This is a genomic window from Fibrobacter succinogenes subsp. succinogenes S85, from assembly GCF_000146505.1.
In the GTDB taxonomy this organism is placed as follows: Bacteria; Fibrobacterota; Fibrobacteria; order Fibrobacterales; family Fibrobacteraceae; genus Fibrobacter; species Fibrobacter succinogenes.
This window is the reverse complement of record NC_017448.1, coordinates 3,010,636-3,026,093: the sequence shown is the minus strand read 5'-3', so window position 1 is coordinate 3,026,093 and position 15,458 is coordinate 3,010,636. Positions and strand designations below refer to the sequence as shown.

The window sequence follows — 15,458 nt, the reverse complement described above, 5'->3', positions numbered from 1 at the left end:
AATCCTAGAGCCGGCATTTTTTTTATCGACCGCGACGGCGATCGTGATGCGTCAAGGCATAATATGCACGTTTATCTTCGTACATCAGCTTGTCAATCTTTTCCATAATTTTATCAACATTGCCCTTTTCCAAATCAAAGACACCCACGCCAATCGAAGCGGATAGTTTGTACTTCTTTTTATGGGTTTCGTTGAATTCTTCCAGATTTTTCTTGATTTGCAACTTGCATTTTTCAGCAGCATCCTCGTCGCCGTTATTCAAGATTATCACAAATTCATCGCCCGCATAACGGACCACAGTCCCTTGAGCTCCGACCGTTTTTTCCAAGACTTCCGCCAGCGAAACCAATGCGTCATCGCCCTGAGAATGGCCAAAGTTATCGTTGATGCTCTTGAAATCATTCATGTCGAGCATCATCATCGTGATTTTCCTTTTGCGTTTCAGCTCTCCAGAAACTTTATCCAGGTAATAACGATTATAAAGCCCCGTCAGCTTATCGATAAAAATATTCTCGTTCTGCAAGGCAAGCATCAAGCTTGTGTAACCAACGGCGATGCCCACCCAAATCGTAGAGATGCCGTAATAGAACATCTGCAAGCAGACGCAAATAAATATAGGACACACAAAATGTAAAACCGGGAAAAACTTGACACCACCGCTCTTGTAACGGCTGATTAAATAAATGACAACGCCATCCGCCATAAGGACTACCTCAAGTAAGTTCTTTACCATGAATAGCGGGCCACGGGTATACACATTCCGTTCGTTGATGTCAAAGATAATCGGATTGAAAAAATTCACGACCATCAAAACTGTAATCGCACCGCAAACACACAGCATAAAAATTCGCTGGAATTTGGACACAGCTCCATTGATGTGCAAAGATATCAGCATCACCCAAAGGGGACCAATCGCCATGTTGGACAAAAAGAGGATATTGTTCGAAACATAAGCCAGCGCCTTCACGCCAGGCCCCGTAAGACCGTCAACGGAAAAAGTAATTGCATCGGCAATGCAAGCCGTAATCACAAGAATGATAATGCCGAGCAAGACCTTGTCTTCGTTGTTCTTTTTTTGCAGCTTCCAAGCGCCACTGAAAATAGCACCGAGAATCAAGAAGATCCCCAGCATATCAGCGACATAAACTTCACGCAAATAGATTTCGTGCATAAGCTCCCCTAAAAGCTTGTGTTAGTAATTTACAATATTTTTCGAGAAAACGCAAAAAACGCAGGCTCACGAGGAACCTGCGCTTAAATATTTGCGAGAATCGCGCGATTAGCGGACGACCTTGCGGTCTTCTGCAGTCATTTCCAAGAACTGGGCTACGGTCATAGAGCCCTTGTCCCCGTCCTTGCGCTTACGCACGGACACGACTCCGTCTGCCACTTCCTTCTCGCCTACGATCAAGAGGTACGGCACCTTCTGGAGTTCGCACTGGCGGATCTTGTAGCCGAGCTTTTCGTTGGATTCGTCGACTTCCACGCGGACGCCGGCGTTCACGAGTTCCTTCTCGACCTGCTTTGCATAGTCCACGAACTTTTCAGAAATCGGGAGCACGCGAGCCTGAACCGGAGCGAGCCACAGCGGGAAATCGCCCATGAATTCTTCGATAAGAATACCGAGGAAGCGTTCGATGGAACCGACTGCTGCACGGTGCAACATCACCGGAATGTGCTTCTGGTTGTCCTTACCGACATATTCGGCACCAAGGCGCTGCGGAAGGTTGAAGTCGACCTGGATCGTACCGCACTGCCAGTCACGACCGAGAGAGTCCTTCAACGTGAATTCGAGCTTCGGGCCATAGAAGGCGCCTTCGCCCGGGTTCAAGATGTAGTCGAGACCCGCGAGCTTCGTTGCTTCGGCGAGGGCGGCTTCAGCCTTGTCCCAGATTTCGTCGGAACCCACGCGCTTTTCCGGACGGGTGGAGAACTTCACGACGATATCGTCGAAACCGAAGTCGTGGTAGATTTCCTTGACGAGGGCGCAGAAATCGGCCACTTCGCTTGCAATCTGGTCTTCGGTACAGAAAATGTGGGCGTCGTCCTGCACAAAGCCGCGCACGCGCATCAGGCCGTGCATCGTACCGGCAGGTTCGTAACGGTGGCACTTACCGAATTCGGCAAGACGCATCGGCAGGTCGCGCCAGCTGCGCAGACCCGTGTTGAAAATCTGGATGTGGCAGGGGCAGTTCATCGGCTTCACAGCCATTTCCACGTCGCCAGCGAGCGTCTTGAACATGTTCTCGTTGTACTTGTCGGCGTGGCCGGACTTGATCCACAAAGTCTTGTTCACGATTTCCGGCGTAATCACTTCGAGGTAGCCGCGACGGTCAATCTTTCCGCGGATGTAGTCCTTGAGGGCGTTCACCATCTTGGTGCCCTTCGGGTGCCAGAACACCATGCCCGGAGAATGGTCTTCGATGTGGTAGAGGTCCATTTCCTTACCGATCTTGCGGTGGTCGCGCTTTTCGGCTTCTTCGAGGAACTTCAAATAAGTTTCGAGACCTTCCTTGTCAGCAAAGCAAGTACCGTACACGCGAGTCAGCTGGTCGCTGTTCTGGTCGCCATGCCAGTATGCACCGGACATGGAGAGCACCTTGAAATTCTTGAGCTTGCCAGTAGAAGGTACATGAGGACCTGCACAGAGGTCTTCAAAGTTCTTGCCCGGTTCGCCAGTCACGTAGAAGCTGAGCGTACCGTCGCTGCCTTCGCGGGCGAGTGCGCGCTGGGCGTTATCGGTCTTGTACTTGTCGCCTTCGGTGCGCTTCAGGCCATCTTCGGCGCTGACTTCGCAACGCACGAACGGACGGTCTTCCTTGATGATTTCCTTCATGCGCTTTTCGATGCGCTCGAAATCCGACTGCTGGATCGGGGTCGGTGTCATCAAATCGTAGTAGAAACCCTTGTCGATAGCCGGACCGTAAGCGAGCTTAGTGCCCGGAAACAAGTCGCAGATAGCTTCGGCGAGCACGTGGCTGCAGCTGTGGCGGAGGAGCATCAATGCATCCGGATCGTCGTTGTTCGGGGTGATGATCTTGATAGCGCCGCTTTCTGTGAGCGGGCGATTGAGGTCGAGGACCTTGTCACCGAGCTTAACGCCGAGAGCCTTGCGTGCGAGACCTTCAGAAATGCTCTTTGCGATTTCGAGGCCGGTTGTGCCCGATGCTACGGAACGTACGGAGCCATCGGGGAAAGTGAGTTCGATTTGAGACATAATAATTTCCTTTTTCATGGGCGGTTCTCGCCCGGTTCCCCAGAAATACGACATCTGGCGGTGCGCGGTAAGATAGAAAAAGACTATAAGAGTGGCTAGTGGAAGGGGGGAAGAATCCCCCTGATTGCAGCCCGCCATGCGGTCTTCCATCACCCCTTCGCCTAGGGGACTCCCCTAAGACCCCAAAACGCTTTTGTTATATTAAAAAGCATGATATTACTTTGCAAACATTCTCAACAATTTCTGCAGCGTGTTATATGCATTGCAGTCCTTTGCATCTGCAGTAATGTCATGGCCCAAGAAAAGAAGGGCTTATCAGAAGAAGAGCAATTGGACAGGATGCTTGAGCATCATAATGAAGAATACATGCCTAGAGCCTTAGGCTTTAGTGCCGGCTATGCGACACCTAATGTATTTGACTTTTCCATTTTTACTTTTCTTGATGTTTTATCAATCAATATTACAGATGGATATAGAATCCATGTCGGATACGAGCCACTCCATTTAAGGGTTGACGATTTCGGAGCTTCCGATGACGCCTTATTTGCCGCAGGAGGATGGTTTCTTTTCAATGGGATTGAGGCTATTGCTAACAAAATAACGAGTTCCGAATCAGGCGGCCCTGGCATTTTGGTTTTGGCGCCGCTCTTTTTTTGGTGCGGAATGGTTTACATCCCCCTTGTACCGGGTTCATGGCTTGGCATTAACGTCCAAAACCATTTTACAACACATGTAATTCAAGAAGGTTTCCATGCGCGCAGTTTTACTTACACAAACGATTTAAGTTTGCGCTTTTCAGCACGACCCTCTAGATCTGGACATTTCCTAGATGCGGGAATTCGTTTTGAAAAGAACTTCGCCAAAAATTTCAAATACAGATTCTTCGTTCAATTAGGCGTATTTGGCACAGGGTAACATCGCAGTCACACGCGATGTTCAGGTCATGATAGATCGCGATTTGGCGGAATTGTATGGAGAAGAAAAAGCTGAGGACAAACGCGGACGTCATACCAAACATTTCCCTTACGCTTTTGAAGTCCTCTAGAAAGCCATCAAAAAATAGACAAGCAGCAAACCCATTGCGTTCCATAAAAATATTTATTATATTAACAAATAGGATTTTTGGCTAACGGTGGGGGTGTCTTGAAAATAGAATTTAGAGATAAAGAGTTAGAGCACTGCGCAACGGATGAGGCTTATGCAATAAGGCGAATGGGCAAGAAACGAGCGATATGCTATAGAAATCGAATTTTTTCATTGATTTCTGCCGAAAATTTTGCTGATTTATTGCATTATCCAGGACGTTTTCACGAGCTTGTTGGCAATCGAAAAGGACAATGGGCATGCGACCTCGATCAACCCTATAGACTGATCATTTGGGGTGCAGAACCGGACAAGGCCGTGATTTGGGCAGAAGTTACCGAAGCCGAAGTCATAGAAATTGTAGATTATCATAAATAGAGAGGAATTATATGGCAGAAAAAAAAGAATTGGTTTTGTGGGGCAAAACGTCCCCCGGAAATATTCTTAAAGAAAAACTTCAGGAAATGGATGTGGATATTAACGATTTCGCCGCTCGAATTGGCTACACTCCAAAGACCTTAAACGAACTTCTGAAAGCAAAATGCCGCGTAACCACAGAAATGGCTTACAGCCTTGAATGCGGAACGGGAATCCCTCAATATTGTTGGCTTAATATGCAAAAGCAATACGATGAGGATCTTTGGCGTGAAAAAATCAAGAAATCTCTCAAGAAACAAGCCGTTTGGCGCAAGTTTTTCCCTATCAATGAACTCAATCCGCGTAAGTGGATTGCAGATTTTGACAATAAGGAAGACGTAATTTTGCCGATTCTCAAGTTCTTCGGAGTGCCTACACCCAAAGAGTGGGAAGATTACTATTATAAGAACCGTCTGAAAGTTGCGTTCCGCATCTCGCTTGCTGAGACTGAAGACCCGTATGCAGCCTCTGTGTGGATGCGCCGTGGCGAAATCCTCGCTGACGAAATCCAGATGGAAAAGCAAGACGACAAGAAACTGCGTTCCGCCATCAAAAAGGCCATGCCGAAATTTGTAGAATTGGCCAAAACCGATGTTGCCGCGTGGGAAGAATTACGTCGTAAAAAGGCATTGCCCAAGCCGAAGGTGGGCGAAGATTTTATCGACGATGGCATGCGCAAGTTGCAGGAGCTCGGCGCAACGCTCGGCATCAAGATCCTGTATGCACAGAATTTCAAGTCGGCACCAATTCACGGCATGGCTCGTTGGTACAAGGATATTCCCGTCATCCAGTTGCACGACCGATTCAAAGATCGCAATGCATTCTGGTTCACTTTTTTCCACGAACTCGGCCACATCGTGCTTCACGGCAAAAAGGACATCTTTATCAAAAACGTCTATTACGGCAACAAGAACCAGCAAAAAGATGACGAGGCAAATTGCTTCGCACAAAAGTACATGTTACAAGCAGGCTTGGAGATATAATCAACTCAGAACCCAAACACATCACTCTCTCTTCTTGACTGTCGTTGTAACTTCCAGCGTATCGGCTTCGCTGTACGGAGTCTTGTATATTAATTTCCAAGTGAAAGAGCTATCCCTCAAAGACAATACGTCCATCGCATAAAAATGAGATTCTGGAAGTGCAGGCATATTCGTGTATTTAGGATTCCCGCAATAAGTTGGATAATTGTCGCAAGAACACGTATAGTGCGGAAACGAATGCATCTCAGGACAAGAAATAGAAACAGAATGTATTGTCGGCGCCGTTTTGAGATTCGAGCTTAAAGAATCTTTGCGTTCATTTTTTTCTTTTGACTTTGCAGATTTTTTGGAGTCTTTTTTCTTTCCTGTTTCATAGAAAGTCACGCCTCTAGGCAAATCAATAGCCGTCAACTCATAAGGAGACGAGAATTTTTTTGAATGAGAACAAGGAAAAGTTCTCTTTACCGAGGCAAATTGTTTTTTAAAATAAGCAGTGTCAAATTTTGCATATACAGGACGAGGAATATAGCTCGTTTTCTTAAACAGACCAAAATTTAAATTTATGTAGGCCGTATCTTGATACGTATTGGTGTCCGGTTTATATTTCCGAAAAAACGGATAACGCGGATTACCTTTAAATATATCGTCAGGACACTGCTCTGCATGACAGTGAAATTCATCCCCATTCATCTCGCAGTTAGAGGCTCGCCATACAGAAATATCACCCTTGTGATCTTTAATGCGATAATACACCAAAGCATTTTCAGGAATACGATTATTATAGTACAGAAAGAACAGTGTTCCTGCAACCAGAACAAGCAAAATTAGTAACGCAATTTTCAAAACAAGTCTAAACTTCATATGGTATAACATACAAAAGTCAAACAGCAAACATTCTCTTGCATTCCAAAAATATATCTTTAAAATATGATCACACTTTTCAAAAAATCCATTTTCGTTTTAGCCATTTGCGGAGCTACTATTTGCAGTTTCGCAGCCGATGTCAAACCGTACGTCAATGCAGACGCGCTCCCGAACGCGCTCAACTTCTATCCTGCACCGCCCGAAACAACATCTGTGCAATTTATGTATGACATTTCGCAATATATGTGGGGCAAGTCCATGCGCGCAGACTCCGCTCGCGCCGCGCTCGCTATTGCCCAATCGACGCACAATCTAGAAGATATGGTCAAGATGTTCAGCGAGCCATTCGGCATGGAAGTTTCAGCAACGAAAACGCCCGCCATCATGAACGCCATTGAACGCGGAATCGCAACACTGCGCCAGGTGGGCAGAGTTCCCAAAAAACATTACAAGAGGCGTCGTCCATTCGACCGTTTCAACGAACCAACGCTCGTCCCCAAAGACGAAGAGACTTTGAGAAAGAACGGCTCATATCCGTCAGGGCATACAATTCTTGCATGGTCCATGGCTATGATACTTGTGGAAATCAACCCGGCTGCGCAAGACGCCTTGCTGAAGTACGCCTACGAATGGGGACAAAGCCGCGTCATCGCAGGGTTCCATTGGCAAAGCGATGTGGACGCTTCGAAGATTCTTGTGTCGGCCGCATTTGCGAGTCTGCACAATAACGAGGCATTCCTCGCCGACATGAAAAAGGCCCGCGCCGAATTCAAGAAGTTATCTGCAAAGAAGAAATAATTTTACTCTTCTTTTCTGAAAAATCAAGTATATTAATAATGTGAACAGCATACTACAGACATTGTCAAAACACAGAAGTGCCATAATGGGCTTTGCCATATTGTGGATTATGCTGTTTCATTTACGCGTCCCAACAGATATCGACATCATAGATTTTTTCAGGTCCGTCGGTTATGGAGGCGTAGACATTTTCTTATTCTTGTCCGGTTTCGGACTTTACTATTCCCTTTCAAGAAAAAACTTCAATTTAAAGAAATATTATAAGAGCCGTTTTTTCCGCATTCTTCCAGAATTTTGGGTTGTGATTGGCGTTGTCTTTTTGGCGCAAATGGATTTTAGCACTAGGGCCATTTACCAATTGATATGCAAGGCAACGACACTGGGCTATTGGATTGGGTATCGTGACGAATCGTGGTTTATTTCTTGCATAGTATTCCTATACGCAATATTCCCTGTTTACTTCAAGCTATTCAAAAAATACGGGTATAAAGCATCGTTCTATTTTATCGGAGCGGGGCTTTCTTTAATGCTAATCTACGCATTAACTTGTATTCTTTGCTATAACAACAAAAACTACGGGGGATTCATTATATTGACTTATGCAAGGATTCCGATTTTTTTCATAGGCGCGATTTTTGGGCATTGGGCAAAAGACGGATGCAATATCAGACTCACCAAAAAGCTAAAAACAATTGGATTGACAGCCGCCTTTATCGCGACAATTATTTTATTTATATTCCAGACCTATTTTTTCTACGCCTTGCAAACTTGTTCCCTAGCGTACCTTCCCTACATTATCATAACTCCTGTTCTGTGTTTACTTCTTGCAAAATTTTTTGACAAATATAAAACCATTGATAAAATATTTACCATCTTCGGGCTAATGTCATTAGAATTGTATTTGTGCCACATATTTATATACAAATTATTCTTTGATTTTATAGACTTTCTCGATAAAGATTCCTCGAACATTCTCACCATGCTCATTTCATTTTTTGCGGCATACCTCTTGTACATCGTCAACAAAAAAGTCCTATCAAGAAGAACAAACATTAGAATCAGGCCTTAACGCAAAATCGCTTTTATTACATTTTGAACATGAGTGAACCCTACCCCATTCTTGAGGAGGATAAATGAAATTTAAGCAGCTTTTGTGCAGCACGGCATTCGCTATTTCTGCGACATCTGCGTTCGCCGCCCAGAACGTCATCGAAGTTGATGACTCGCATCCGGGCATCGTCATTAACAAACAGAACATGATGGGCGCGGATCTTGCCATTTGGAATCCGCCTACGCGCTATTACGACATGACGCCCGCCCTCGTCGATGGCGGCTACACCATTTTCCGTTTCCCGAACGGTAGCTTGAGCAATGACTACCACTGGAATGGCGCAGGCAAATACGACAGCACCGGTCTCTGGACGCCAAGCGACAAAGACTGGGCTCCGGGATTCCTCGGCGAAACAATTTACCGTGGCACGACCAAAGACAACTACGGATTCATCCGTCGCAGTCACCTTGCCGATGGCGACAAGAGCACCATGTGGTGGGGCGAAATCCTTGACCCGAAAGACCCGCCTTGGATTGTCATTGAATTCCCTGAAAAGAAAGACCTTGATTCAATCATCGTCGAATGGGGCAATCTCCGTCCGAAGTCTTTTGATCTTTCATACTGGACAGACGAATACGCCGAATACCCGGGCGTTCACCAGAATCTCGAAAACAAGTTAAAGAGATGGGGTACAGTCAAGGTCACAAGCGGCGAAACAAAGTACAAGTTTGCCACAACGCGCGCACGCTATGTAGCACTCCGATTCAAGACGACCGACTTACCGTCTAAAGGCGTGCAAATTCGAGAAATGAAGCTCTATAGCGGTTCTGACGATTTACTTGCCGGGAACGATTACAAGTTCTTCGCGATGTCCACCCGCAATGGCGATAAGCCTCGCACCGACTGGACCAACATCAAATGGCATTTCGAAGAATTCATGACCTACATCAACAAGCTCCCGAAACTTGTCAATGGTCAAAAAGCTCAAGCCGTCATTTGCGTCAATGCAGGCACAGGCACCTCTAAGGAAGCCGCCGCCTGGGTGCGCTACGCCAACAAAGTAAAAAAGTACAACATCAAGCAATGGCAAATCGGCAACGAACTTGATGGAGAATGGGAAGAGTCCGGTCCACTTTCGGCAAGGCAATATGCCGCACGCTTTATCGAATACGCACGCGCCATGAAAGCTGTTGACCCTAGCATCATCTTGCACGGCCCGCTTCTCAGCACGCACAAGATGCAGCAAAAAGGCGCTGGCCTCAATGATGGCAAATACTGGATGGCAGAATTCTTGCGTATCGTCGGTGAAGCCGAAAAGGCCGATGGCAAGCGCTATCTCGACGTCGTTGACTTGCACACTTATCCGTACTGGGCTTCGAACAACTTGAATGCCGCAGACATGCTCAAGGCAAGCCTCGATGTCGCACACAACGCCGATACGCTCAACGCCTGGATGAACAAGTATCTTGAAGGCAAGCGCCGCGTATTCCTCTCGGAATTCAGTACCTCCGTACAAGGCTCTCAAATCTGGATGGACTACCCGCAGGCCGCCGGCATGGCAAATATTTTCGCACAGTACGCCGTCCGCTTCGGCGACCGTTTCCAAGCACTCCCGTGGGATGCATTCGGCAACGTGTTTGAAGGTCCGGACCACACGTGGGGCGTCATCAGCATGACAGCTCTAGTCAAGGAAGGTTCTTGGAACCGCTGGGCAAGCCTTGAACCCACCGCCGAATATTACGGTGTCTACATGACATTCAAGCGATTCCTCGAAAGCGGTTACGCAGTCGTTCCCGTCAAGAGCACTACAGAATCAGTCGTGCCTTACGCCATTTGCAAAGGCAACAGCAGCAACGTGCTTCTCGTGAACCTCACTGATACAAAGCAAATTGTGCAGGTTGACCGCAAGAGCGAAAAGAAAAAACCGAGCAACGCACGCGTAGAAGTTGACGTGTTTGGCGCAGAACAATTCAAGTGGATTGGCGACCAACGCGACGCTTACCCGTACCCGAAAATGGGTCCGAGCGGCCGCCGCATTGAAGGCAAGAATCGCGATATCGAAGTGCCGCCGTTTGGAACTGTCGTTGTCCGCATGAACCCGGCTCAGCAAAACAGCGCTCCCGAAGTTCTCGCCGCAGCACTTGAAAAGAAAGTCCTTGTCGTAGGCGATACGCTTGACCTCTTCGTGACCGCCGTGCAAGAAGGTGGTGAACTCGCCGGCGCTGAAATTCAAATCAAGAAATGGGACAAGAACGGCCCGCTCACAGTTCAGGCAAAACCGGATGACGGCAAATGGAATTCTTCCATCGAAAGTTTCCACTTGCAAATTCCGCTCACCGAAAAAGTCTCGATTGGCAATAAGGAAATTAAAGTCACCATCACAGGCAAGAACAAAAAACAGACATCGTTCAACATTCCGTTCCGCGTCCGTGGCGCTTACCGCACCACAAGCGTGATGCAGAACTTCGATAACGGTTTAGACAACGTATCGTGGTTCCCGGTCGTAAATGGCGACAACGCCACCTCGATGGACGCAAAGGTTTTCAACGGCAACCCGCCTCTCGGTGGCTACATCCGCCATGATTTCATCGTTGAACAACCGCCTAATCTCGGTTGGCCGAACTACTCCGGAGCCTACTACAACGTGCCGGAAGAAATCAAGAATTCCGTCGGTATCGTTTTCGATTACGCCACATCGCACAACAATCCGCAAGGCTACATCGAACTGCAAATCATGTCAAGCCAGGTCGAAGACTACGACGAATTCATGGTTCGCCTCAAGAACACACGCGGCAACTGGGTTCGCGACACGCTCATCTGGGAAAACATGAAGCAGGAAGGTTGGGGCAAGACGATTCCGCAACTCGACCCGACCAAGATCAAGAACTTCGCATTCCGCGCCCGATATAGCGGCAAGGGATTCATCAACCTCGACAACATCTACTTGCTTGGGGAAAACGGTAAGGAAGTCCCGATGCCAAGAGGCCTGCGCAGATTGCGATAAAAACCCGCAATTCGAGACGTGTAAGGTGATGCCGGCACAAAGGCCGACATGACATGAAAAAAAGACGCCGTCCTTGCGATAAGCAGGGGCGGCGATTTTCATATTATGGATCCTATCGCCTTCGGCTCCAGGATGACTAATTACGCGAGTTCGTTCACGTGCTGAAGCACGAGCTTTTGTGCCGCACCATTGTACAAGACGGCGTCATAGTTTTCGCCATTCTTGCCCACGCGCGATTCCGTCACAATGCCGTTCTGAGCGCCCGCTTCCGTCGGTTCAAAGAAAATCTTGCCAAGAGCAGTCTTCTTTTCTTCAAGCATGTTCTAAGCCACAAACCAGTCGCGAATTGCCTTGAAATAAATCTTTTCGACATTCGAATCCTGCGGGAGTAAGTCGTTCAAACGTCTTGCAATTTCACTGACCGGTACTGGAGATTCATCGGTCGGATAATTCTTGAGCTGTTCTTCGGTCACATGGAATTTTTCCTTACCACTGCGGCCAGTCTCGCCCAATTCTGCACGCGATTTGCGCCTTGCCAAACGTTCATTCGCCTGAGCCACGCATTTATCAATATTATCCAAGATAAACTTCTGGGCATCGGCATTGCACTTCGTGTAAATTGAATGGTGTCCACGAATATCAGCTTCGACCTTTGCAAAACCAAGTTCTTCGCCACGCGGAGTCGGCAAATTCAAGTCCTTGCCCTTATCGCCTTCTTCCTTCAAAAGAACGCCTTCTCTCGAAAGCACTTCAGCCACGTCAGCATACACAAGCGGCATCATTCCACTTTCATGCGGGATCAAGAAATTCAAGCGGCGTACAACACCCGATACAGAAACCGGTTCAACAGAAATTTCGAACTTGGACAACATTTCAGGAGTAAAGACAAGTTCTTGCGTCGCTACTTCGCGGACAGGGCGCGGCTTTACAACCTTTTGCGGTTTCGGAGCCACCACCTTTTCGCGGCGTTCCATCACCGGCATAACCTTTTGCTTTAAATAATCAGCCACATAGGTAAGGCATTTGCTAATACGTTCCTGTTTACAAACATCCGTTTCCGGCAAAGCTTCCTCGGTCAGAGGGTTCACACCTTCCGAAAGCTTTCGCAAATACATTTCAGCACGTTCAAGAATCTTAATTTCTGCTGGCATTTTTAACAATCCCTTTTTAATCTTTTTAAGGCTAGAACAATATAACATCTTTTATAAACAAAAAAAGCCAGTGCAGCTCTTAACCGCACCAGCTTTTACGCCTATACACCAAATTTTACTTAAAGCTTAGCCGTAAACAAAGCCAAGAACAATAGCAACCAGTGAAAAAATCACAACTTGCCTTAAAACAACGATGTCTTCTTTCTGCATAGCTACCTCTCTGTTTTTCTGTTCCCTAAATTAAATTTTTAGAGAGCGAACCGTACCGATGTAAGAAAAACATCATTTTTATAGAATTACAACGTGACAATAATCATATTGTCAATTCGTCAATAAAACTTAAAAAAAGACTATCCTTGTCCTTTGTAAAAAATCTATTTCTTAATAGAGGGTTCACCATGCTAAACATAGACGAAATTGGCGATTACAGAGATCTACTGAAAAATTTCTTCGTGCAGAAGAAATTGGAATTTCCGCTATTTTCCTATAAGATGATGGGACAAAAACTTGGACTCGAAACGAGCCAGGTTTTCCGTGTATTGAATAAGGAATCCCACCTCCCCGCGCAGAGTATCCCGCTCTCCAAAAAATTGCTCGGGCTCAAAGGCCGCGATGGAGAACTTTTTGAGATTTTGGTAGCGGCATCGCGCACAAAATCCAAAGCAAAAAAAGATAAGCTTTACAAGATGGCACTCGCATTGCAAGACGTGAGCCTCCGCAAACTGAATTCCAACGAAATTTTATTCCTCAGCCGCTGGTGGATACCCGTTGTCCGTTCGATTATCGAAATCAATGGCGGCAAGGCCGATGTCCACACCTTGGTTAAGCAGATTACGCCCGCCGTTTCCGAGGACCAGGTGAAAGAAGCCATTCGAGTCTTGAAAGAACTCAAGATGATCACGCCGCTCGCCTCCGAGCGCTACGCCGTTTCGACCGTCAATTTTACATCGGCAGGAGCAACAAAGGTTACCGCTATTCGCAGTTACCAGAACCAGCTGCTGACGCTTGCGCAAAACGCACTCGTCAACATTCCGCCGAGCGAGCGCAACATTTCATCAGTTCTCGCTTGCGTTGATGATGAATGTCTTGAAGACCTCGTCGAGATGACTTGCGAATTTCGCAGACAAGTTCAAAAACGCGTTGCCGAAGTTGCAGAGCCAAAGAAGGTCATGCAGTTCATCTTCTCGCTGTACCCGGTTGCCGATATTTCGGACAAAGAAACAACAAAAGAAAAAGCGAGGATAGCATGAAAAGATTATTAGCATCTCTATCCTGTGTATTACTATTCGCCTGCTCCTCGGATAAGAATCTCGCAGGCGCTAGCACCGTTGAAACCGAAAACGCTTGCATCATCAACGTTGTAAACATCGATTCTAAACCGGCCGCCAACGTTGTCGCAAGAATCCGTCCGCTTTGGTACGTAGAAGGAGTTTCTACGGATTCCGCCGTCACACAAAGCAACGCACAAGACGCAATTCTAGAAGTCTCCGCCGATTCACTCGGTAACATCGTCATGGATTCCATCAACTTCAATAAAGGCTACATCGAAATCATTGATGGCAATTCTGGCGTTTTCCAAGCTATTGCCTCTAGCGACTTAAAGAAGAATAAATTAACAACCATGCAAATGGAAGAACTCGGTTCCGTCACCGGCAAGGCAGAGCTCCCTGAAGGAACCGACTACGCCTGGGTCCAGATTTACGGCACCGATAAAATCGTAAAGACCAACAAAGACGGCGAATTCACACTCGATTCACTCCCGCCCGCAAGCTACCAGATTCGCGCTATTCTGCCCGATGAACAAGCGACAATTGGCGAAGCCTCCATTACAATTTCTGCTGGCGAAAAGAGCGATATCCAAGCGCTAGCAAAACCGACTCTCGAAAATGAACAATTAGAGCAATGGGCACATGTTCGCACCATTCCGCTTGATTCTACAATCTCGGATTGGATGAAACCCATCGCAGAAACTACCGTAGTCTTTGTGCGATTAAACGAAACGAACTTCGACTTTAGCGAAGCCATGGAAAACGGGAACGATATCCGATTCACCGACCAAAGCGGAAACCGACTCGCATTCAAGCGAGCGTTCTGGAATAGCACCACTCCAGACACTCCGCAGTCCGCAGAATTCCAAATCCGCATCGACGGCTCATCAAGCGTTGAAAACCTCGAAATGTACTGGGGCAAGACCGCCGCACTCGACGCAAGTGCAAACAACGATATCTGGGCAAGCCTCCCCGACTCGCTCGTAAAAGCCATCCATTCCATCACGCTGATTGACTTCGAAAATCAAAAACTCGAATCCGCATTTGACTACGGCGACGGTCCGCGCGAATGGTACTTCCATCCACAAGACACAAACGTCACGACAACGCCCTCAAGCGAAAACATCCAGGACGCCTTTGAATTCAACGAAGAACGCAACAGCTACGTATTCCATTGGAAGAGCACTAGCAAAACAAGAGGCAAGTGGTCGATGATCGGCTCACGCGTAAGCCGCGTCCCGTCTAGCCTAGAAGGCATCGATTCCATCGCATTCTACGCCAAAGGCAAGGGCGAGCTCGGTTTTGCGGTAGAAGTTCTCAACGAGCCGACCGGAAAAACAAAGTATGTGGACTATCTCGATTCCACCTGGAAACGCTTCAGCTTTACGCCAAGCGATTTTGTCGAAGGCGACGGCGAGTTCGGGAATATGGGATGGGATTTCGTCAAGCCGCGCGTCACAACTTTCACCATCTGGATTGTAGACGAAAGCGAAATGTGGATTGACGACGTTATTTTATACGGAGTAAACCGCGATAATTTTAATTAGCTATTAGTCATCAGTCATTAGTTAATAGTTATTGATTGAATCTAACGACTATTGACCATTGACTATTGACTAAGT

The 15,458-nt window shown here is 47.0% G+C and carries 13 protein-coding genes; 8 read left to right on the top strand and 5 right to left on the bottom strand.

From position 1 onward, the window contains the following. Positions 1 to 22: 22 nt before the first annotated feature. Positions 23 to 1,171: a GGDEF domain-containing protein gene (locus FSU_RS12445; RefSeq protein WP_014546739.1), complete on the bottom strand. Its 1,149-nt coding sequence runs from the start codon at positions 1,169 to 1,171 to the stop codon at positions 23 to 25. Between the two features lie 108 nt (positions 1,172 to 1,279). Next, positions 1,280 to 3,217 (bottom strand): threonine--tRNA ligase, encoded by a 1,938-nt coding sequence (gene thrS, locus FSU_RS12440; protein ID WP_014546738.1) that lies wholly within the window; start codon positions 3,215 to 3,217, stop codon positions 1,280 to 1,282. A 291-nt stretch (positions 3,218 to 3,508) separates the two neighbouring features. On the opposite strand from thrS, the gene FSU_RS12435 reads away from it, so the two are divergent. The 3 genes from FSU_RS12435 to FSU_RS12425 all read left to right on the top strand — a co-directional run bounded on the left by FSU_RS12435 (position 3,509) and on the right by FSU_RS12425 (position 5,700). Then, positions 3,509 to 4,132 carry a hypothetical protein gene (locus tag FSU_RS12435; protein WP_041260222.1) on the top strand — a complete coding sequence of 208 codons (624 nt, stop codon included), beginning with the start codon at positions 3,509 to 3,511 and terminating at the stop codon, positions 4,130 to 4,132. 228 nt (positions 4,133 to 4,360) lie between these two features. Next, positions 4,361 to 4,678: a type II toxin-antitoxin system RelE/ParE family toxin gene (locus tag FSU_RS12430; protein WP_015732196.1), complete on the top strand. Its 318-nt coding sequence runs from the start codon at positions 4,361 to 4,363 to the stop codon at positions 4,676 to 4,678. Between the two features lie 11 nt (positions 4,679 to 4,689). Further along, complete coding sequence (locus tag FSU_RS12425; protein ID WP_014546736.1) at positions 4,690 to 5,700, top strand: HigA family addiction module antitoxin; 1,011 nt, start codon at positions 4,690 to 4,692, stop codon at positions 5,698 to 5,700. A gap of 21 nt (positions 5,701 to 5,721) precedes the next feature. On the opposite strand, the gene FSU_RS12420 is transcribed toward FSU_RS12425, so the two are convergent. Further along, complete coding sequence (locus FSU_RS12420) at positions 5,722 to 6,561, bottom strand: hypothetical protein (protein ID WP_155808786.1); 840 nt, start codon at positions 6,559 to 6,561, stop codon at positions 5,722 to 5,724. A gap of 66 nt (positions 6,562 to 6,627) precedes the next feature. Between FSU_RS12420 and FSU_RS12415 the strand changes: the two genes are divergently transcribed. The 3 genes from FSU_RS12415 (at position 6,628) to FSU_RS12405 (ending at position 11,417) form a co-directional block, all read left to right on the top strand. After that, positions 6,628 to 7,362 (top strand): acid phosphatase, encoded by a 735-nt coding sequence (locus FSU_RS12415; protein WP_014546734.1) that lies wholly within the window; start codon positions 6,628 to 6,630, stop codon positions 7,360 to 7,362. Positions 7,363 to 7,447: 85 nt separating this feature from the next. Beyond that, positions 7,448 to 8,431, top strand: a complete 984-nt coding sequence (locus FSU_RS12410) for an acyltransferase family protein (RefSeq protein WP_015732194.1) — start codon at positions 7,448 to 7,450, stop codon at positions 8,429 to 8,431. Between the two features lie 64 nt (positions 8,432 to 8,495). Then, positions 8,496 to 11,417 (top strand): glycoside hydrolase family 44 protein, encoded by a 2,922-nt coding sequence (locus FSU_RS12405; RefSeq protein ID WP_014546732.1) that lies wholly within the window; start codon positions 8,496 to 8,498, stop codon positions 11,415 to 11,417. A 140-nt stretch (positions 11,418 to 11,557) separates the two neighbouring features. Here FSU_RS12405 and FSU_RS12400 read toward each other — a convergent pair whose 3' ends face one another. Together FSU_RS12400 and FSU_RS12395 are read right to left on the bottom strand one after the other, a co-directional pair. Continuing rightward, a complete protein-coding gene (locus tag FSU_RS12400; protein ID WP_041917859.1) occupies positions 11,558 to 11,737 on the bottom strand; it encodes a hypothetical protein in 180 nt (59 codons plus the stop codon). Positions 11,738 to 11,740: 3 nt separating this feature from the next. Beyond that, a complete protein-coding gene (locus FSU_RS12395; protein WP_157747954.1) occupies positions 11,741 to 12,568 on the bottom strand; it encodes a hypothetical protein in 828 nt (275 codons plus the stop codon). Between the two features lie 398 nt (positions 12,569 to 12,966). Here FSU_RS12395 and FSU_RS12390 point away from each other — a divergent pair, with 398 nt between their 5' ends. Then, a complete protein-coding gene (locus FSU_RS12390) occupies positions 12,967 to 13,818 on the top strand; it encodes a DUF4423 domain-containing protein (protein WP_015732192.1) in 852 nt (283 codons plus the stop codon). Further along, positions 13,815 to 15,383 carry a carboxypeptidase-like regulatory domain-containing protein gene (locus tag FSU_RS12385; RefSeq protein WP_014546729.1) on the top strand — a complete coding sequence of 523 codons (1,569 nt, stop codon included), beginning with the start codon at positions 13,815 to 13,817 and terminating at the stop codon, positions 15,381 to 15,383. Before FSU_RS12390 ends, FSU_RS12385 begins: the two co-directional genes overlap by 4 nt. Positions 15,384 to 15,458: the final 75 nt, after the last annotated feature.